This window comes from Chitinophaga sp. S165 (assembly GCF_003182155.1).
In the GTDB taxonomy this organism is placed as follows: Bacteria; Bacteroidota; Bacteroidia; order Chitinophagales; family Chitinophagaceae; genus Chitinophaga.
Window position 1 is genome coordinate 843,002 of sequence record NZ_QGTG01000001.1, and the last position, 21,517, is coordinate 864,518.

The following is a 21,517-nucleotide window of genomic DNA, read 5'->3' on the forward strand; positions in this document are numbered from 1 at the left end:
ACGAAGCTCCCTATACATGCTGTATAAAAACATCTTATGCTGTTTGGCAGCCCTCCTTGCTGTGGGTTTACAATCAGCCGCTCAAACGAATGAACAGTCTTCCACTTTCTTAAATGCACGCGCTGTGAAATGTGACGCCTGTAAAGACGTTGTATATAACACCGAAGGATATGTGATCACCAAAGCTGAGTTACAGGAGGATCTGGAAAAGGCAAATATGAACCGCATTAAAAAGTCCTTTGCCATTCCTCAGAAGGATACTGCCAGGTATGCTCCTCCCTTTCCGGGTACCCGGATATATAAGTATGATGACACACGGGACAGTATTCTATTTCATTACTCGGTTTATTTCACACAAAAAGCGCCAGGTAAAGTTTGGGTTATTACGTTTATGACGCCCTGTGACAGAGACTCGGCTATCGAGGAAAAAATGTACAACGCTATCCTCAACGATGCCGTTCCAGGTTATGTTTCAACTTCACTTCTACCGAAGGACAGTGTTAGATTTGCTGGCAGGAAGATCATGACAGAACCTGGCAGTAAATGGGCGGATATCTGGACTTTATCTTCCTACAATCGTTACAACTCACTGTCCTGGTCTGAATTCAGCAACCGGGAGAGAGCGTTACAATTATCAAATTTCTTTCAAAACTATGGCAGCAGAGGCTATAAATTGCTGGAAGAGAGTGACGTGCCAATCACCTTCGAAGGAAAAGAAGTCATTGCACTTAAAAGAATATTCGTAAGGAAGCGCGCCAAACGGGACGGGTTACTTTTAAATAATTATTTCGTTGACTATGTTATTACTGCAGAAGTGAGAGGACGATATGTGACCTGTCTGCTGTCGCACCCAACGGAAGATCCATCTATCGTGGTACTTCGCCCGTTGATGAAACAACTCATGCGGTTTAAGAACCACTAACCGCCTATAAACTTCCCCGGTCAACACTCTTGTCCTGAAAGGATACATTGTGCGACCGGGGAAGTGCTTTTTTACAATTTAAAGAAGATCTTCTTCTGATACAGCCAGTAACACAAGTACCACTCTAATCCCAATGTTACAAGTGCTGCCGGTATATGCCAGGGCACAAAGATGTGCACTACACCGTTCAGCCATTGAGCGCCTACCGTTTCGAAGAACAGATAGATGAAAATAGCATTCATACCTACTACTACTGCGATCCATGTATAGCGCTGATGATCTTTTACGTCTATCCACCAGTAAAGGAAGGACAGTATCAGCAATACCCAGCCCACAGATGCCAACACAAACCCTGCTGTGCTGATCCTCTTAATGATGGGTGACAGGCCTGTCAGATCTACCCCGAAACCCAAACAAAGTGTTATTGCTCCCGCAATAGCCAGGATAGCTACCTTACGCTTACCTTCAAGGGATGAAGACAATAACTTACCTGCAGTCACGCCCCACACAGTATGGGCGGCGGTAGGAATAATGTTGATGGCTACCCAGCCGTCGCTATTGATCTTTCCCATGAGCAAGGTATCCATATAAGCGCCAAAATTGTGGTATTCCACAAACGGCTGATCAAAGCCGGGCACGAGTATGGTACGGTACAAAACATCATTCAGCAATATCAACAGAAACCCTGTACAGATCTGAAAGGTATAGGAACGCCCGATCACTAAATAAGCGATAACGCCTGTCACAGACAATTGTGTCAGCACATTCCATAGCTCCCATACCAGCTTGCCTGCATATACGCAATGCAACCCTGTTCCCAGCAGGAACAGTTTAAGGCTGCGGACGGCAATATGTTTGAAGTTCTGAGTCCAGCCAATTCCTTTCCTGCGTTTGCTTTCATAGGAGATATACATTGCCGTACCTGCCATAAACATAAAGGCAGGTTGCACGAGGTCCCAGAAGCGCAGGCCATGCCAGGGATGATGAAAGAACTGTGTAATAAAATCGTTGTCATGCCAATCCCGGATAGACTCATATACCCGGCAACTTTCGCCCGCCAGTAATATCATGATCACTCCACGCATGACATCCAGCGATAGTAAACGGCCGGTCTGTTTTTCCATTATGCTTGTTGGGTTAATAGGTTTTTATCATTCAAAATTAATGAGTACCGAAGGCTGTCCGCGGTCTGGCATATCTCCCAGGGTAGCTGACCAGTCGTTCTTCGTAGCTTCTATACCGATACGCATTGCGGTTGTACCCGCCAGACCTTTCAGTTTAGAACGGGAAAGGCGCAGCTCAAATTTCAGCACATCACCATCCTGTTGTTTTGCACCTACAGTATAAAACTCTGTTATGCTCTGAAAGTCAAAAGAGAACGCGTTCTGCTCACCTTTATGATAGAACACATCAAACCAATCCGCCAGCACGGCTCCTTCCAGCAAAACGTCATAACCGCCCTCCGGAAATGTACCCGTTAGCAGTCCCGTTCCCGCATCATTATCGGTATCCATATAAAAATCGTATATATCCCCGTTTTCTGCCTTTGATTTCACTTCGAGGTATACGTACACGTACGAGGCGTCATAATCGAATTTTGCCCGCTTAAAATACTTCTCCGCAGCACCGGAAGTAACCTCATAATCCGTCACATTATCCCAGTCGGCCAGGGAGTTATCGTCTAGTTTTACGGGCGATGTTTTGGCAATATACAAAACGGTTGATCCTTCCGTTACCTTTCCGTCCTTTGTGGTCGCATACAGGGTCGGCACATATTTTCCTTTTCCGGGATAAGTATGTACAGGGCTTTCTTCGTCGGATGTAGTACCATCCCCGAAGTCCCATTTGTAGGATACTGCTCCTGTTGTTTTGTTCGTAAAGGTCACATCGTTTCCACTGATGCTGACCTCATAAAAAAGATCTGCATCCGGCGTTACTTTGTCGTCGCTGCAACCGCAGATAAATGCTATTGCTATGATGGTAAAGATATATCTGAATGAACGCATGGTAATCAGGCTTTAAAGATGAATTAAGGATTCTGGGCGCACAGTTTGTTGGTCTGGATCTCATCGATCGGTATAAAATAGACCACCCTCTTGTTGTCGGGCGCAATGACCATATTCGCATATCCCGCAGGCCTTTTGCTGAGATCTATATCAGACTCTTTCAGTCCCGGCAGATGATACCCCCAGTAAGTCCGGTCCAGGTTCAGTTTATTCCGGTACACATCGAATGTACGGTGCCCTTCAAAGGCCAGCTCTATCCTCCTCTCCTTCAGTACCGTTTGCAGGGCGGTCTTACCTGCCGGCAGCTGACCGTTGTATAACGCTCCCTGTAAGCCCCTGTTCTTCCTGATCATGTCCACATCTGCAAGTGCAGCAGCGGTATTACCTGCTTTAGCTTCTGCCTCCGCTTTATTCAGGTACATTTCTGCCAGGCGGAAAAGTATCGGTGAACTGAGTGTAGGACTTCCTCCCTGACCGGAGAATTTCATGATATAATATGTTTCAATCCCATTCTTTTTCTCCGGCGTATTTACAATATAAGACCAGCGTACATCCTGCGGATAAGCAGACATAGTATCCCGCAGCGATTGTGATGCAAACTCTTCTCCCCAGCCAGAGTTACCGTCAGAGTAGATCATAGACGCGATCGAACCTGCCTTGCCATAATCATCAACAGGTGTAAACGCCACACAAAGGATCGTTTCTCTGCTACCCATCGCATTTGCGAACATGGTACGGAAAGCAGTAGTATCTGTCAACGAAAACCTGTTGGAATTGATGACCTTATTGCTATAGTAAATAGTGCTGTCGTTATTCCCCTTATAGAGATACGCCCTTGATAACAATGCCCACGCCGCCTCCTGGGATGCATACTGTACACCACGCTGCTCCGCCATCAGTTCCGCGCCTTTCTCAGCATCCGCAATGATGGATGCATATACCTCTGCTACTGTCGACCGTGCCTTCGAAGAAGGATCAGTGGAAGAAGTACGCAGGATGATCCCCGGTGCTGCAGGGTCCTGCGTATAAGGACGGGCATAAAACTTCACCAGGTTAAAGTGACAAAAAGCTCTCAGGAAATAGCATTCCCCGATCAGCTGTTTCATAGTTGCATCAGGATTCTGAACGCCTTCAGCAGCTTCTATTACCGTATTGACATCATTGATGATCTTGTAGGAAATATACCAGAAGTAGCGACTGTTGGTCTGCGTAGGCGTATGGTTCAGTGAGAAACTATAATACAGCGGGTCTGTGGTGGTTTGCGCGCAAACAATATCATCGCTGGCAAAGTCGCTCATCTGGAAATACTGCCGCAGGTACATATTGTTAAGGTCCGTCGTTCCGTTAAACTCCACGTGATCTTTAAACAATGCGTACGCGCCGTTCAGCGCCTGTCTCATTCCCTGCGTAGTCTGTGTTATTGTTCCCGTGGTGAGTGAATCGCTGGGATTAACATCCTTCAGGCAACTGCCGAACAACAGCGGGAAAGTAAGTATGATAAGAAGAATTCTTGTTGTCATGTGCTGATAGTTTACTAGAACCTGATATTGATATTAAACAGATACTGGCGGTTGTTCGGATATTTGAAATCCGATACGCCGGGCATTACATAACTGGCAGAGGTAATAGTCGTAGCAGGGTCCTGTCCGAGGAATTTCGTGAACGTATATACATTGTCTGCCGTCAGTGAAAGTGTAACCCCATCCATATGCCAGCGGTTGGTCCATATCTTTGGCAGCTTGTAAGACAATGAGATATTACGGATAGACAGGAAGTCGCCGTCTTTCAAATAACGGGTAGACGTTTCTGTCGAATTAGCCGCATTCTGCGGACTGGGTTCTGTGGCATCATCCCCCGGCTTCGACCAGATCTTATAATCTGAAGGCAGTTTAATCTGGTTGTAGTAAGGTTCATTCCCATCATTCATTACAAAGCGCAGGCTGTTGCTGAATACTTTGTTCCCTGTCAGATAGTAGGCATTTACGCTAAGTGAAAGGTTTTTGTATGTCCATTGCGTATTAAATCCACCCTGTAACTTAGGCAATGCAGAACCCACTTCCTGATAAGTAGCGCTGGCATAGTCTGAAGTTGCCGTGCGGGAGATCTCCTTACCATTCGCATCGCGGTTAATTACTTCCCATTGCGGAGCGCCTGTTTCTTTATTTACACCTAACCATTTAGGCATGTAGAATTCATACAGGTTACCATCGTTACGATAGATCTGCGAAATGCTCCAGGTAGGCTGTGTACGGGTAATTTCACTTGGCAGGTCACGCAGTTTATTGGTATTATAGTTGATATTAAAATCCGTCGTCCATTCAAAGTTGTTAGTCTTAATGTTGATAGTATTGATGCCTAATTCTATCCCGTTATTGATGACCTGTCCTACATTCTCCCAGCGTTGTTCAAAACCCACCGACAATGGTTGAGGTACCTGTAGCAGCAGATTATCTGTAACGTTATTATAAGCATCAATGGTAAAATTGATCCTGTTAAACAATCCAACATCCAGGCCTACGTTCAGTTGGCGTTTACTTTCCCAGGTGAGGCCAGGGCTAGGCAACTGAGAAGGTGTAGCTGCCGTACCTCCGTTATACTGGCTGCTCAGTGAGTAAAGTCCCAGGTAACGGGAAGAGCCAATATCCTGCGTACCGGTTACTCCATAACTTGCCCTTAATTTCAGATTGCTGAACAGTTTACTGCCTGTCAGGAACTCTTCGTTGCTGATCTGCCAGGCCGCAGATACCGCAGGGAATGAACCATAGCGGTTACTGGCCGGAAATGCAGAAGAACCATCCACACGATATGATCCCGTCAGAAAATATTTATCCTTATAACCGTAGCTCACCTGCGATATCAAAGACTGTATAATTGCCTGATCGGTTGAGCCGGTCACCAGCTGGTTGTTGGACACTACGTTCAGCACCTTCAATCCTTCAGGCAATCCCTTTCCGGAAGCGCCTAATATTTCCGTTTTACTGTTCTCTATAGCGATACCAGCCAAACCACTGATGGTATGATCACCCTTACGAAAATTGAACTTCAGGAGGTCGTTGGAAATGATCCCGTAGGATAAAGTACTCAACTCATTCAGAAAGCCGGTACCGTTATATAGTCCAGCCACCACGGATGAATAGTAATCACTGCCCTTATTATAACTCACAGCCGCCCTGTTGCTGCTGGAAAAAGACAACCAGTCGGTGATGTTCACGTTCAGTCCGAGATCATAGTTAACGTCAAAGTTCTTGTAGGGATGATTGGAATTTTTTATGGTATGTATAGGGTTCGTCTTATCCCTCGACCACCATTTAAAAGTGGCATTGCCATCTACATACACCGGCTGGCCATTGGCGTCATAAGGATTATCCCATGGCATATTCAGATAAGCATAGTAGACATCTTCATAATTATAGCTTTTGCCAATAGATCCGCTGATGTTTATATTGTTAGTAACACTCACATGTTTAGAAAAATGATAAGTAGAATTTCCGCGCAGGTTGATACGTTGATAACCGGTATTCATGAAAGTACCTTTCTCATTGTAGTAGGAAAGACCGGTATAATACTCGCTCTTTTCCGTTGTACCGCTGGCTGATATATAGATATTCTGCATAGGAGCCGTTTCGAACATGGTATTCAGCCAGCTATAGTTCTGAGCTGCCAGTGTTTTCGGCCTTTCGCTATAGAATTTGAGGATGTCGATCTTATAGGAATTATTGGCAGTCCCCGGAATATAATCGCGATAGAACTCTTTATGGCGTTCATACAACTCGCTCCCGTTCATCATCTCCATTCTGCCGAAGTCCGGCCTGCGAAACCCAGTCGTTACTTTCGCCTCAAAGCGTGTCTTACCGAGTTTAGCTTTTTTAGTTGTTACGATGATCACACCTGCGTTGGCTTGTGAGCCGTACATGGCGGTAGCGCCGGCATCTTTCAGGACAGTGATACTCTCTACATCATTAGGATCATAATTGCCACCAATGATACCGTCTACGACAAACAGCGGGCTTTGAGAAGCATTTACAGAAGACACGCCTCTTAACCTCAGTTCAGATGCGGTACCGGGCACGCCCGAACTATTCACCACCTGTAAACCGGCCACCTTACCCTGCAGCATGCTGCCCACATCGTTGGTGGTCACGTCTTTGAGTTTCTCGGACGATACTACACTGACGGCACTGGTCAGCTCACTTTTCTTTTTGTCGCTATACCCCACGACCACCACTTCATTAAAGTTGCGGGTATCTTCCTCCAGTTGTATACTGACTTGTGCGGCAGCAGGCACTTCGCGTGTAGCGAAGCCCATATTACTGATCACCAGCAGATCTCCCGGTCGCAGGTCACGTAATACGAAGCGCCCCTGGTTATCTGTCTGGGTACCTTTGCGGGTACCTTTAACAAGTACGGTAGCGCCGGGTAACGGCACATTGCCGGGGGCAATAACAGTACCGGTGACCGTTATAAGCGAATCAGCGGTAGGCGCCGTGGAATTATTCCCCGGAGGGGGTACTTTTTTAATAACAAAATTCTTTCCCTCCAGAGAGTATACTACCTGCTGGTTGCGGAGGCACAGATCTAGCACTTCCTGAACAGAAGCGTCTTTCACGCGAAAAGTGACTGGCAGTGTATTGGAAAGCACCTTTTCCGAATAAACGATAGATACGCCGGTCTGGGTAATGATCTCGGTAAAGACATCCCGTAGTGGCATGTTCCTGGCGTTTAAGGTAACTTTCTGGGAATATCCGGCTGCACTCACGTGCAGGATGGTCGCCAGCAGCAGAAACGTGGTCAATTTCATAACCAGGCAAATTTTGGTTGATAGCCCGCACGTGGAGCGGGCCTGTACATAACAGTCGAATTGCATACTTTTGCAGTGTTTGGTAGTACTTAAATGGTCTTACAGCGATTATTGAGGATACCAGATAACCACCGGGGATGTTGCGAGCATCTCCGGTTTATTTGATTGTCCTCCTGGTTGATATTAAACTATGGTAATACGATTACCTTTCTCCCTTCGATCCTGAAATGATTATAACCATTCCCTTCCAGTAAGGCCAGTATATCGGCCAACTGCAGGTCCCTTCCTATACCGCCGCCATACAATTCCATTCCGGGGCTGGCCTTGTAAACAATGTCTACATCGTACCAGCGGGCTACTTCCCTTAAAATGGCGGGTAAATCCATGTTATTAAATACAAACAATCCGTTCTTCCATGCGGTCACTTTTCTGATGTCTGCTGTCCTGACTGTAAGTTGATGGTCTTCATTATTCATTACCGCCTGTTGGCCCGGGCGTAATAATTGTGCTGCGCTGCCTTCCTTCACCTGAATGCTGCCTGTCAGTAACGTGGTGTTAATGGTATTTTCATCTCTATACGCCATAATGTCGAATCCGGTACCCAGTACCTGTACCTCCATATTACGCACCTTCACTTTAAATGGCTGCCGGGCATTGGCTGCCACCTCAAAGTATCCCTGCCCTTCCAGTTCCACCACTCTTTCCTTCTCTGTGAAGGCAGTTGGGTAACGCAACATGGTGGCTGAATTGAGCCATACTTTAGTGCCATCGGGTAATACGAGCCTGAACTGTCCGCCCCTGGGCGTTGTAAGCTTATTATAGTGAATACTGCCGTCTGCCGGCTGACTGGCATAAGACAGCTGTCCGTTGTGCTGCTGAATAGCCATATTCCCCTGCCTGATCACCTGTTTACCTGCACTGTCCAGCGTTACCACAGTACCGTCTGCCAGCGTCAATTCTGCTTTATTTCCGCCAGGTACGATCACTGCCGGAGCAGCCTGTTCTGCTAATACCGGCCGCTTTGCCGTATGCCTGCGCTGTGCCATCCAGAAAGCAACACCTACCAGCAGGGCGAATGAGGCAGCCACTGCCATCCTTCTGAAGTTGAATACTTTTGTCCGGGGTTGTTCTACTGGCCTGATCTGCTGATAAACCTGTTCATAATCAATATCCGGGGCGGGGTGTTCTCCATGCCAGACGTCTTCCAGTAAATGGTCCAGTGTTTCAGGATCATCTCCCCGGCCAATAGCAGCGAAAAGCTCATCCAGCTCTTCCCGGCTGCATGATTTATCTACATAACGTGCTAACAGATAAGCAATTCTTTGTTGATGGTCAGGCATATACTTATAAAGACGGATGTGAAAGAAAAAAGGACCGTGGATTCCGAAAAAAAATTCAAGGGGTGGTCAGTATGAACAGCAGTAATAACAATTCGGAGTGCCGGGATAGGAACTGACGCAGGAATCGCAGTGTTTCTACCTGTACATTTTTGACCCTGCTCTTTGACAATTGCAGCTGATTGGCGATAGCTGCATGGTCCAGTCCCTCCTGCCGGCTTAACCGGAAAATGGTACGTTGCTGTTCCGTGAGGCGGGACAGGGCGGTATTGATCAGTTGCTGGCTTTCCCTGGCATCCAGTTGGAGATCGAGCGCATCGGCCACATTGGAGATATTCGACCATATATGATCGACCAGCTTTTGCTGTTGTGCGATCTTCCGGAGGTGGTCCAGGGTCTTATTTCTGGCGATGATAAAGATGTAGTTACCGGGGTTTACGATCGGGGGTAGCTGGTCACGGTTGGTCCAGAGTTTCAGAAAGGTTTCCTGCAGAATGTCTTCGGCATCGACGGCAGAATGAGTGAGATGGAACACAAAAGCGGCCACCTGCCTGCTATGACGGTTATATAGCTCCCTAAAGGCGCTTTCATCGCCCTTTTTCATTCGCTGTAACAGGTCGGTATCGGTATCTTGCTGCATGCGTAAACCCGCTGTTTCCTTTGGCTGCTTAAAATGTTCTCAAGCTAAAAATACAAAAAAACTGTGCTTCTCGATCCAATATTGCATGCCTATTATTTATTATGCAGAGGGGTCTGTCAATATGTGTGTTCGTAGGATATCATTACCATAATAAAATTAAAAGCCGCCCCAAACTGAATTGAGACGACTTTCTTATTGGACTTTAATCAACCCCTAAGTTTGGAGTGAACAGACCGGAACCGCTGCTACAGGGTTGTTGTTCATCACCCCTTATTATTGCCGCAAAATGAAAAGCAACGATTCCGGTACAGATTGTTCACTGTTATATTAATCAATCACTACTTCCCCATCAAACTATTCAGCTTTTCTTCCAGCAGTTTACCTTTCAGGTTTCTGGCGATGATCTTTCCTGTTTCATCTATCAGTACATTCTGAGGCACCGCAGAGATCCTGTACAACTGTGCGATCTCGTTCTTCATGAATTTCATATCAGATACATTGTAGCCCGTCAGCTTATCTTCGCTGACAGCCTTGTTCCAATATTCCCTGCGCGCTTCAAGGCCTACATTTATTACCGCCAGCTTTTTATTGTCGTAAGCCTTTACGATCTGTTTCAATTCCTGGTTCTCAATTCTGGAAGCGGAGTTCCAGCTGCCCCAGAAATTCAGTAATACAAACTTTCCTTTGAATGAAGAGAGCACTACTTTGTTACCATCCTGATCTTTCTGTGAGAAATCAGGTGCTTCAGTACCTACAGCTGCCTGTTTTGATTCAGTCAGTTTCTTCAGAAATGCTTTACCCTGTACTGTTTTCTTGGTTTTTTCACTTAATATCTTGTACAAGGGCTCTACGTCAACGTGATCAATGAAAGCTCCTGCATATTCATCAAGGATATCGATACAGATGTACATTTCCGGGTATGTCTGAATGAACTCCTTCATCTTATCTTTTCTCTCATCCATAGCAGCACGGAAGCGCTCCATATAATCCCTTTTCGCTGCGAGTCCCTGTGTGCTTACGTCAGAGAACATTGTATTGGAAGATTCTTTGGTCAATGCCTCGATCTTCGCATTTACGTCAGCCATGTACTTCAGATATCCTGCGTAATCGTCCTGCGATTTACAACCGTTCGCTTCAAAGTTCGCGATATCTTCATCAGAAGTCAGCCACATGCTGGCGCCTGGTTCAACATAAATATGTGCAACGTTTCTGCTGGTAAAAAAATTCACTGGTTCACCATTCTTGCTAACCATCAACAGTGCGTTCACCGGATATGGTGCTTCCTGTACGATTTTGAAAGTGCCATTTTCTATATCTGCTGAGTCATATACCATATCACCATCTACCGAATAGCCTATATAAACTTTCGCCGGAGCTGGCAGTTTCCCGAGTTGCCCTCTGATATAGAAGGTTGTTTGCGCAAACATTGGCAGAGAGATCAAACACGCCGCGAGAAACATCAAAATTCTGTTCATCTGTTATATCCTTTATAAAATCCTATTTGAAATGTTGGCGATAATCAAAAAGACAAATGCGCATTATCAATTAAATTATTCGTTTCCTATATGACAACAATTATTACCCGTTAGGCGTACAAGCGTTAAAAAAAAATTTAAAGTATTTATTATTTCCCCTGTGAATTGAGATCCCGGACCGGAGGGAAATTTATGCCCTGCATGCAGCATAACTACTTTTGTTTCTGCCATTTAAAGCACCGGCGGGGATAAAAATACCGTATGGAGCGCCGCTAGCCCTATTTTGCCCGATACGACTGATAATCAGTTACTAAATAAAAATAATTGCGTATTGGCGTGGCCGTGAAAAAAAAAATTTTATCCCCATACGCAATAAAAAGCCAACATATATATAATAATTTGTTAAATTGTCTACCGGATTAAGAAAATTCTGTCAACAACTAAGGCCTATGAACAAGAGAGTACTCTACCTATTATTTTTTATTTTCGCTAGCACCTTTACTTCCACGTTCGGAAACCGAATAGACTCAAAAGTTGCTAAAGCAGCTTTTACTGAGATCGGATACCAGAAAGACGCTGAGTATTATTATACTTTTTACATAGTCCTTTCTAAAGAACAGACAACGTCAATTGCATATATCCAGGTACAAAGCAATGCTACCGGCCAGGTATTGAAGCTGGACAGCTTCAAAGGTGATGTGACTTTCTGGAAGGCTAATATGTTCACTATAAAGGACGAGGCCAGTGTTTCCTTTTATGACGGAGATAAACTGGTGTCAAAGAAGTTAAAAGGTGTGATTGACGGTGGCATGAAAATGTAAATTGAATAAGTTAAATCATACTAAAAGCCCTGACAACTGTTTCAGAATACAGTTTTCAGGGCTTTTACTTTTAATGATCGTTCCGTTGTAATGCCCAAAAACTCCTCAGGCAAACGAGTCTCTGTTTAGAGAAAAAAGATATCCCATCAACGATTCCCCATTATCCGGTAGCCCTCTGTTCCTCAAACGGGGACCAAAATAATCTTTGAAGTGCTGTAAACTTTCCATTGCATCTTTTAAATCTTTAAAATCCCTGTCGGACAGAAGATTCCGGCTTTCGAGCATTAATAGGACCACCACCAGTGTCCTTGCCGAATTCTTATTTATTAAATTCTTTAAACTCAAGAACTGGTATTGGAAACGTATTTTGTTAGAAAGCCGTTTTATCTTTCTTGGATTTCCTAAAACTTCTATCTCATCCCGATAGGTATTGAACACTCTTTTCAATTCTTCCGGATCTTTGTCCAGCACCATGTCGTGAGGAATGTATGGCAATGTCTTCCACGCTATCCAAAATAAAAATAAAATCACGGACAGGATCGCAGCGGTTACACTACTGGTCAGGAAAGAATCCCTGCTGTGCTTTTTTACAGCAGCTTCCATATCTGAATCATTAATAACATGTGCTGGTATATAGTTACTTCTTAGAGAGCTGTCGTGTCTGGGGGCGACACCAATGGGACTTCCACCCCCGGAAGATTGTAACCTGACTGAATCCCCATCATTTTGTCGTGCGTAGCTGACGGGGCTATTTAATCCCTCTGGTACATCTACCAATTTGACGAACATTGTATCTCTTATCTTTACATCCGTTTTGGACTCCTGAAAATTACCCAGGGAACGAAATATTGTATAAGAAGTATATGCCCCTGCCAGCGTAAAAACAACCGACAAAAATGCACCATTAAATTTAAGTGCCTGTTGCAGATATTCTCCGATTATTTTTAAACCCTCATTAATTTTCATACAACTTTCTTAATTTTTCCTTGTTACTGCTATCAAATGGAACGGGAACGATCAGCTGTACCATTTTTTCAACATATAAGGCGCCTAGTGTCTCTGCCGGCATATTAGCATCATTAACCTTCTTCAATTGCACGCCTACATTTCTTGTAACTTCAGCGGTATACATCCCTAAGACGAATATTATATTCGGGCTTTTTAATTTTGAGCCGGGAGGTTTTGATGCAACATCACTAATAAAATTAATTGCTTCAATCAGTTCCAGTATCTTGTCGCCGCTAATTCTATCAAGATCATCTACAAAAACAACCAGCCGCGTACCTTTTTCTCCCGCCTCCATAATCTCCCAAAACTCTTTCTTGAACTTGCTTCTACTACCCGGCTCCATCTTCTCCGCTTCCAATACGAAATTGTTTCTTGGTAACAATTCGAAAAATGCGGACAGTCCTGCGGGCATAAATTGTTTATTCAGAAAGAAAATACTAAATATGATCAGCACTCCGGCTCCTATAGGAGTCAGGGTATGAAAACCGAACCCGCCTTTACTATCGAACGAGAAAATATGTTTCAGGCTAGTGCAATACTCATATATAACCGAAGATCGTTCTTCACTGATGCCCAACGACTTTACAATGAGCAGTAAAACAAAAGGAACCACGATCGCAATAGAAAAACCAAAAATGAACTTCTTTAGTACTGATAGTTGCAGGAAACGGATATACGCCAGCTTCATTCGAAAAAAAGAAAAGAAGCCATAATCATATCTTTGTTCATAACAACCTACAATATTCAGTAAAAAGGAACTTAGTAAATTCGTTTCTCCCTGCACATGCCAAGCATTAAACCAGGTCGTAAGGAACCGTCGTCTCATTTTTTTATCCCCTTCCAATTTTTCTTTGATCCTGTTCATCATAGAACTTTTTCCACTGCCCCAGGTACCACTAATTACCATTGTAAGCGGCAGCTCTAGTTCAGTATTTCTCATTACTCTAACGATACATTCTTCAAGCGAATGAAAGCCTAACAGATCTTCATCCTCTGTACCCACAGGCTTCTCCGACTTTGTTTGCAATGCGTTCTCCTCCCTGCTGGAATCGACTAGCTCCAGAATCTTTTTCTTATCATTGGCCGTCCGATAAAACACATAAACAAGAACCGATATCATCATTGTAAGCACCACACAGTTCATGAGCTGCATAAGAACAGTACCTTTGAGTGCTACTTTATTTAAAAGTGGATGTAACTGAAATCGTCCGTTAGCGTATTTCATCAAATAGTTCTTCCCATAGTTTTCTACGATGGCATAGGCAGGCTTCCCGTTTTGTAATGTCAAAATCTTAATTTCTTTTGCATCTGCGATAGTGTCATAGACAGGAACAAGGTTATCAACTGCAAACGTATCAGATGGATAATCATTCAATACCTCTATTTTTTGATACAAGGGTCCGGCGTCGCCTCCATAGGAATATATGCTAAGTGAATCTATGATTTTCTTCGTACCGATAATATTGAAAAGATCTTTGACTTGACCTTTACCGCTCACATATCGCATCTCACCCGAATAAGAGATGTACCATCCATTATTAATTTCACTATAAATAACCTGTTGACAATAGCCAGTAATTGATTTGCCAACGAAAAGGAAGATTAGCAATATTATTACCTTTTTCATCGTGGTGTTGGTTGACGTTTAGGTGCAGCAGAATCGACGGATGCTGGAATCATTCCAAATAAGAATTCATCAAGATACTTCTCAAAAAGGAATCTATGATCTATCTGAAACTTAACTCTATGATCCAGGGATATAGCCATTGAGGCTATTGTATCACCGGTATTATATACATGCTGGTCCCGAACGTTATTGATATCAATACCAACAATAAAGGGGAACCGCCCGTATAAATAGATACTGTCGGTGTTGGGAACTATTGCTACCCCGGTCACTTCTCTCGACGCCAATGGAGGTCTTTCTCCTCCGTCTGCAAAATTATCAGAAGACGCTAGTTTTACTCTGACACGACCGTTCTTCTCTACGACAAATAAGTTTTTTTTCCGGGTAAACCCTATAAATACCGGAGAATCTCTAACCGGCCAACCGGCATTAATCGGCTTAAAATACTGGCCGGAATCTTCACTGAGATAAATAGTACGTTTATTATCCCACAGTCCTGAAACAACAACCAGATTGCCTGCCGAAGCCATATTGTCTTCCAGTCTGACATCTAGTATAGGGGCTTTTGATTTCACCTCCACCAACACTGAATAAATTACCACCATTACACTCAGAATAAGGAATAGGAGAAATGCTATCCGGAGTCGATGCCGGGTCCCATTATAATTACGGATAACTGAAGCGATTGATCCTCTGTTATCAGAAGATTGTGGTGAATGCTGCATCGTGTAACAGAATATTGGGGTGAGAACACAGGGAATAACTAGCTGATCTTCAAGTTTCTATTTACTAATATAAGGATATTTCCATGATCACCCAAAAAGTAACCCGGCCTCATTTGCGCTGAGATGGGAAAGCCTGCTACTGAGAGATTCAGGCATATATCCCATATGGCAAACGACACAAAGCTAGACATATCTACCAATGGTATCCATTATTTCCATAAATTTATCCCAAACTATACTAGCCCGGAAATAAGCCTCAACGAACCTCTGTTAACTAAACAAAAGTCCCCTCTATGCGATATTCATTAAAGAGTAGTCCATTTTCACTTCAGCTATCAGCTGTTCTTGTTATACTGTTCCTCTTTCCTGCAGGCCTTTACGCACAGAAGGACAGGATCGATACATTCATTGAAAATACCATGGCAAGACAACGTATCGTCGGCCTGGCTGTAGGAGTCATAAAAGACGGAAAGGTCATTAAGGCAAAAGGATTCGGGTTTTCAAATGTTGAACTCAATATTCCCGTTACTGCCAACACGGTGTTTAAGCTCGGCTCTGTCAGCAAACACATAATTGCGGTGGCCATCATGAAACTGACAGAGGAGGGTAAGTTAAAGCTGGATGATCCGGCGGTAAAATTCTTTCCCGACGCGCCATCCCATTGGAATAAGATCACTATCAGGCACCTGCTGAACCATACTTCCGGCCTGATAAGAGAATCACCAGCTTTTGACGCCATGGCAACACAACCGGACTCCTTGCTTATCAGAGCCGCCTACAAGGATACGCTTGTCTTCCCGACCGGAACCAAATGGCAATATTGCAACCTCGGGTATTTTATGCTGGCAGACATTATCAGGCAAATAGACGGACGAAGCTTTTCTGAGTATATGAGGAAGGAGATATTTGAAAAGAACGGATTAATGGCAACACAGGTAACGTCGCTGTCGCACATTGTTTATGGTCGGGCAAACGGCTATCTGCACCCTGGTGGAGATACAATCGTTAATGCTTTAAATTATGTGGCGCTGCGCCCAAGTGGTGCATTCCTCTCCAGTATTGACGATATGCTGAAATGGGAAATGCTGATACAGGACGGTAAAGTGTTACCACGCAACAAATGGCAACAGATGTGGCAGGATACTTTTAAAATTAATACCACAGATACAAGCAGCAGTGCCGTTTATTATGGATATGGATGGAATGTAGCTAACTATAAGAACAGGGAATCCGTTTATCATGGAGGTTCGCTGCCTGGGTTTAGAGCTGTATATTACCGATTACCTGAAGAACGTACTGCAATCATCATATTGACTAATACAGAACCGGTTAATACAACCCCTATTGCACAGGGTGTTGCAGACCTTTTGTAAAACGAAAGAGGCCAGGTCTGTCTCCAACCCGGCCCACTCTCCATTTATCAAAGAAACAACCAGTCGTTAATCTTTTGGATTCGTTGCATTTTTTATGCGGTATTGCAGGTCCAGCAGATGTGCTTTAGTGAGCATATCCGTTGTATGCGATAACGCCTGTGTTATTTCACGCTGCAGGTTCAGGGCGTCAACACGCACCATCGATGATGCATCTGTTTCAGTTGCACCAGGATCCCTGTTTACGAGAATAACCATTATAGCTCCCAGATAGTTTTTCTGCAGATTGCGACGATAGCGGTCTATTACCACCGATCCGCCTGCCAGTTCTTTCCAAACAGCAAGGTGAATAGTACTGAGGTATTTATCCAGCGGATAAGCCTTATTACCATACAACTGCATAAGGTCCAGCATACGGTTGAGACGTTGAATATCCAGCAGGCTATTCACCATTCTTGCCTGTACATCTTCCACGAAATTTGACACCGCAGGCGCCTCACTCAATGGATTAGCAGATACCGGCGCATTTACCTTATTAAGGATCGCGGTATCTAATAACCAATACGGCGTATTGAAAACCTGCGTATTGAAGAAATCAAGCGCCTGTTGTTGCAATGCGCCTGAAGGGATAGACATCACGTCTCCCGGCTGGCCATCACTTTTTCTGGTTTCATATACACCACCAACATTACGCAGCACATGTGTGAGATAACGCATGTACTGATCTTTAATGGCCTGATACATTGAAGAAAGCCCTTCCCGTGTGCCATCAGCTTCATACGTCCATTCTGGCAGATGAGGTAAAATACGTTGCAGGTTTTTGATGCCATAGGTGCCGGCTTTTACTGCATTATCGCCAAGATCTTCCGTCTGACAACGGGGATCGAATTTCTGCGTTTCTCCATCGCCAAACCAAAGTCTGGGGTTTGCTGTAGTACGTTTTAGTATCCAGGACTGCGTGATCTTTTTATCCTCTTCAACTGTTAGCGCATGCGTATTTCTGTATCCCCATTCAATGGCCCATTTGTCGTATTCTCCGATGTGAGGAAATAACAACTGCTGCGGAATATGATCTTCCGGCTGCGCCACATAATTAAAACGGGCGTAGTCCATGATACTGGCGGTATGTCCATGTGCTTTCAGGTAGGAGATCTTACGCAGGCTATCTACCGGCGTACGGCTGCTGCTGCCGAAGTTATGCCGCAAACCCAATGTATGGCCTACTTCGTGACTGGATACGAATCTGATCAACTGTCCCATCAGCTCATCATCAAATTTGGCTTTCCGTGAGGCAGGGTCTACTGCGGCCGTCTGCACCATGTACCAGTCGTGCAGAATGGTCATTACGTTATGATACCAGCCGATATGCGTCTGGATGATCTCGCCGCTGCGCGGGTCATGCACCTGCGGGCCATAGGCATTTGCCACTTCAGAGGGGAAATAGTTTAACCAGGAATAACGCGCATCATCCATATGCATGCTCGTATCATTGGCAGGCCATTCTTTACCGATGATGGCATGTTTAAATCCTGCCTGCTCAAATGCTTCCTGCCAGTCGTTGATACCCTGTATCAGGTATGGGCGCCATTGTTTAGGCGTTGCCGGATCAATATATATCGTGATAGGTTGTTTAGGCTCTACCAGTTCTCCCCTTTTCCATTTTTCGATGTCTTCATCTTTAGGTTCCAGCTTCCATCTTAAGATGAATTTCCGCTTTTCCATCTTCTGCTGATCATCACCGAACGCATTTACGTAATCGGCAAAGTAACCAACTCTGGGGTCGAATACACGTTGCTGCATAGGTATTTTCGGCAACACTATAAAAGAGGTATTAGTTTCTACTGTTACAGGTTCTCCGAGAGGCAGGCCTCTTTTTGAGTTCATATTCCTCGTTATGCTGACCTCCACGTTAATAGGATACGTATGAATGTACTCAACATGCAGGTCTTTCGTTGTCATCGTATTCAAGCCCTTACCTAATGACGAACTCTCATCGATCTCGTTAACAAATGATTTTTCCATCAGTAATTTGGTGGCATCTATTACGTAACCGGCAGAGTCTTTAGCATAAGCTTTGATAGGGAAAGAAAACACCACCGGGTCCAGGCTTGAGGAGGACACTGCTTTATAGATCGCGTTAGAACTATCGGCTATATTAGCCACAAGTATCGTGCGGATCCTGATGCTGGAATCTGCACCTTTTTCAAACCGGATGGTGTGCTCACTTATTTCCTCACCGGGATAAGCGTTGTATCCTGCCGGGCCTTTTGACAGGCGGCCAATCACCATGATGTCCCTTCCTATTAATGAATCAGGAATTTCAAAATAAATACTATCTCTATAGCGGTGAACGGCGAAAATGCCTTTCTGGCTACTATAGTTCTTGTTGATGATCTGTTCGTACTTACTTACCGGCGGAGGAGGTACTTTACGCGCAGTATCCGGCTTAATCGTATCCTTACGTTGTTTTGGCAGGAAGTCGCTCAATTTCAGCTGTCCATGGGCTGGCTGCACTGTAACAAGAAATGCCAGCACCAGGAACAGCGGTAAAAAGAAAGTTTTTATATAATGCATGCGTTTCATTTATAAAATATAATTGCGGATTAGAACACGGGCCTGTCTATCTGAAAGCAGTTTCCCTGCTCTTTGCCGAAGGCGGTGAAGCCACTGCCGGATAAACGGGACACACTGATGGCAGGATTACTGTACAGCACCTGCATATAGTTACCAGCTCTCCCGGCTGAATAATTATCCCACAGGAATACAACAGGCAGGGTGAATGCGCCTTCTTTTTGCAGGAGGTAGTCTGCCCGCTGGGTATGCTGGCTACCGGGAGCACGCAGATCGATCAATACCGGGTATTGCTGCTGTTGTACCCATTGTGTAAGCAGTGGCACTGCCAATGGCCTGTATGTGTTGATCAGGTTCAGGATCAGTGAATCATCAGTTGCATCGGGAAAGGATACTGCGAACAGGGTTGCTGTACCGCCACTCACCTGAAGATCAACATATCCTGTAGTGAAAGGAAGACCTGCAGTTGACCGGCGTTCACCATAGGGTATATAGCTTTCCGGTCCCTGAAGGCTTGTCAGCTCAGGCATTTTTTTACGCGGTGGGACAGCCGGCCCTGAACTGCAGCTCTGCTGGATAATCAGGACAAAGAGTATTAATGGAAGGAATGTTATACCTCCCGGATATTTTCTGTAAATCATATGTTTCTTATGTAATGTTGTTCTGCTACACTAGTTATATCCGGGGTTTTGTTTCAACAACGGGTTGTTTACAAGTTCTGTAACTGGAAGAGGATATAATAACTGGAAGTCCTTCCATGGCAGCTTTTCAGGTATAGCACTCAACACTGTCTTAGCCATGCCCGTACGTTTAAGGTCCATCCAGCGATGGCCCCATTCCAGGAATAATTCGGTACGGCGTTCACGTGCTATTGCTTTTAACAGGCCTTCTTTATCGGCAGCTGTAGTAGCAGGCAGTCCTGCTCTGCTTCGTACGGCGTTCAATGCGGTCTGTGCTTCCGTAATTTCGCCCAGCTGAGCTTTAGCCTCTGCGCTGATCAGATACTGTTCTCCAAGCCTTAACACCGTATAATAGCGGGGCGGCTTACCAGCATCATTATGCGTTTCCGGATATTTGGAAGGGAAGTATATCGGAACACCAAAATAGGGAGCAGTAACTGGAGTAGGAACACTGTCTATCCACTGTGTCCGTCTTTTATCTCCGGCTTCAAATGCTTTTGGAAGATCACTGCTCATATAGAAATTGGGAACGTAACTGGTTACACTCTGTGCGAACGTTGCCGAGTCAGTGAATATCGGCCAATATTCAGGTGGGAATTCACTCAGCTTAATAACCGGATTAAACAGGTAAGCCTCTAATGTTCGGTTATAAAGAGGGCTCAGCGTCGGATCTGGTATGAATTGCAGGATAGCTTCCTTGCTATTTGACAGAAATACTCCCTTAAGGTCCTCCAATAAACTGTATTGACCATTGGCTATTACAGAATCAGCCTGCATTGCTGCATTCGTCCAGTCTTTCTGATACAGATACACCCTGGCCAATAAGGCCGTCGCAGCATACTTATTGGCTCGTACCCGTGCCCCGCGTGCAAAATCATAATTTGTGTTCAGCAGTTGCTGTGCGTCTTTCAGGTCGGCTACCATTTGCTGATACACCTGTTCCTGTGGCGTTCTTGACATAGTTGCATTGATACGATAGTCGGTTGTAATTACAAGCGGAACATCGCCGAACATATTGGTCAGATAGAAGTAAGTGAATGCCCTTATAAATTTGGCTTCACCTGTTACCTGCCGGCGGGTACTATCGTCGAGTAATTCACTCTTTGATGCCGCGATACCTTCAATAATGCTGTTAACACTGTAGATTGCCTTGTAAGCAGCTGTCCATCCACCATCTGATGTAAACGTATTGGTAGTTAGAACGTTGTTGCTAAAGAAGGGGTAATGCGCGACGTCATTCGTTCCCATTCCGCAAATCAATTCATCTGCAGACAGACCGGCAATTAATGTAACCCCACCGTTACTATACAACTCGGACGCGCCGCTTCCGTTAATAAGCCGGGTATACACACCTGCCATGGCCGATAACGTCAGGTCATTGCTACTGAAGGTCTGACTGGTACTAATTGTTGTAGTCGGCGGAGCGATCTCTATAAGTTTTGAACAGCTGGATACAGCCGTCATGATCAATCCCAGGCATGCCAGCAAACAAATTCTTTTCAGGATCGTTCTATCAAAATGTCTCATTTTCACAGCA

General features: G+C 44.7%; 16 protein-coding genes. 3 read left to right on the forward strand and 13 right to left on the reverse strand.

Translation table 11 applies throughout. The annotated features are described in order from the left end of the window. The first annotated feature begins 43 nt into the window (after window positions 1–43). Window positions 44–922, forward strand: a complete 879-nt coding sequence (locus tag C7475_RS03120; protein WP_146217452.1) for a hypothetical protein — start codon at window positions 44–46, stop codon at window positions 920–922. A gap of 71 nt (window positions 923–993) precedes the next feature. On the opposite strand, the gene C7475_RS03125 is transcribed toward C7475_RS03120, so the two are convergent. The 7 genes from C7475_RS03125 to C7475_RS03155 all read right to left on the reverse strand — a co-directional run bounded on the left by C7475_RS03125 (window position 994) and on the right by C7475_RS03155 (window position 11,178). Next, on the reverse strand, window positions 994–2,046 hold the full coding sequence (locus C7475_RS03125; RefSeq protein WP_110050941.1) for an acyltransferase family protein: 1,053 nt from the start codon (window positions 2,044–2,046) through the stop codon (window positions 994–996). A 27-nt stretch (window positions 2,047–2,073) separates the two neighbouring features. After that, window positions 2,074–2,928 carry a PKD domain-containing protein gene (locus tag C7475_RS03130; protein WP_110050943.1) on the reverse strand — a complete coding sequence of 285 codons (855 nt, stop codon included), beginning with the start codon at window positions 2,926–2,928 and terminating at the stop codon, window positions 2,074–2,076. Between the two features lie 23 nt (window positions 2,929–2,951). Further along, entirely contained in the window at window positions 2,952–4,448 is a 1,497-nt protein-coding gene (locus C7475_RS03135) for a RagB/SusD family nutrient uptake outer membrane protein (RefSeq protein WP_110050945.1), read from the reverse strand. Window positions 4,449–4,462: 14 nt separating this feature from the next. Beyond that, on the reverse strand, window positions 4,463–7,726 hold the full coding sequence (locus tag C7475_RS03140; RefSeq protein ID WP_110050947.1) for a SusC/RagA family TonB-linked outer membrane protein: 3,264 nt from the start codon (window positions 7,724–7,726) through the stop codon (window positions 4,463–4,465). Between the two features lie 188 nt (window positions 7,727–7,914). Beyond that, window positions 7,915–9,066, reverse strand: a complete 1,152-nt coding sequence (locus tag C7475_RS03145) for a FecR family protein (protein WP_110050949.1) — start codon at window positions 9,064–9,066, stop codon at window positions 7,915–7,917. Window positions 9,067–9,121: 55 nt separating this feature from the next. Continuing rightward, window positions 9,122–9,703: an RNA polymerase sigma factor gene (locus tag C7475_RS03150; RefSeq protein ID WP_110050951.1), complete on the reverse strand. Its 582-nt coding sequence runs from the start codon at window positions 9,701–9,703 to the stop codon at window positions 9,122–9,124. Between the two features lie 338 nt (window positions 9,704–10,041). After that, complete coding sequence (locus C7475_RS03155) at window positions 10,042–11,178, reverse strand: TlpA disulfide reductase family protein (RefSeq protein WP_110050953.1); 1,137 nt, start codon at window positions 11,176–11,178, stop codon at window positions 10,042–10,044. A gap of 449 nt (window positions 11,179–11,627) precedes the next feature. Here C7475_RS03155 and C7475_RS03160 point away from each other — a divergent pair, with 449 nt between their 5' ends. Beyond that, window positions 11,628–11,999, forward strand: coding sequence for a hypothetical protein (locus C7475_RS03160; RefSeq protein WP_110050955.1), 372 nt, complete (start codon window positions 11,628–11,630; stop codon window positions 11,997–11,999). Window positions 12,000–12,104: 105 nt separating this feature from the next. Here the strand turns inward: C7475_RS03160 and C7475_RS03165 are convergent, their stop codons facing one another. From C7475_RS03165 to C7475_RS03175, 3 genes are read right to left on the reverse strand one after another with little or no spacing between them, the layout of a single operon-like run. Next, the gene (locus C7475_RS03165; RefSeq protein WP_110050957.1) at window positions 12,105–12,965 is read right to left on the reverse strand and encodes a hypothetical protein; all 861 of its coding nucleotides are present in this window, start codon (window positions 12,963–12,965) and stop codon (window positions 12,105–12,107) included. After that, window positions 12,955–14,634: a P-loop NTPase fold protein gene (locus C7475_RS03170; protein WP_110050959.1), complete on the reverse strand. Its 1,680-nt coding sequence runs from the start codon at window positions 14,632–14,634 to the stop codon at window positions 12,955–12,957. Before C7475_RS03170 ends, C7475_RS03165 begins: the two co-directional genes overlap by 11 nt. Then, complete coding sequence (locus C7475_RS03175; RefSeq protein ID WP_146217453.1) at window positions 14,631–15,239, reverse strand: hypothetical protein; 609 nt, start codon at window positions 15,237–15,239, stop codon at window positions 14,631–14,633. The genes C7475_RS03170 and C7475_RS03175 overlap by 4 nt, the downstream gene beginning before the upstream one ends. Window positions 15,240–15,652: 413 nt before the next feature. On the opposite strand from C7475_RS03175, the gene C7475_RS03180 reads away from it, so the two are divergent. After that, window positions 15,653–16,732 (forward strand): serine hydrolase, encoded by a 1,080-nt coding sequence (locus tag C7475_RS03180; protein WP_110050964.1) that lies wholly within the window; start codon window positions 15,653–15,655, stop codon window positions 16,730–16,732. Window positions 16,733–16,798: 66 nt separating this feature from the next. On the opposite strand, the gene C7475_RS03185 is transcribed toward C7475_RS03180, so the two are convergent. From C7475_RS03185 to C7475_RS03195, 3 genes are all read right to left on the reverse strand, one after another. Further along, window positions 16,799–19,303 (reverse strand): zinc-dependent metalloprotease, encoded by a 2,505-nt coding sequence (locus tag C7475_RS03185; protein ID WP_158286403.1) that lies wholly within the window; start codon window positions 19,301–19,303, stop codon window positions 16,799–16,801. Between the two features lie 29 nt (window positions 19,304–19,332). Further along, window positions 19,333–19,830: a hypothetical protein gene (locus tag C7475_RS03190; protein ID WP_146217454.1), complete on the reverse strand. Its 498-nt coding sequence runs from the start codon at window positions 19,828–19,830 to the stop codon at window positions 19,333–19,335. A gap of 141 nt (window positions 19,831–19,971) precedes the next feature. Beyond that, a complete protein-coding gene (locus C7475_RS03195) occupies window positions 19,972–21,507 on the reverse strand; it encodes a RagB/SusD family nutrient uptake outer membrane protein (protein WP_110050970.1) in 1,536 nt (511 codons plus the stop codon). Window positions 21,508–21,517 lie beyond the last annotated feature (10 nt).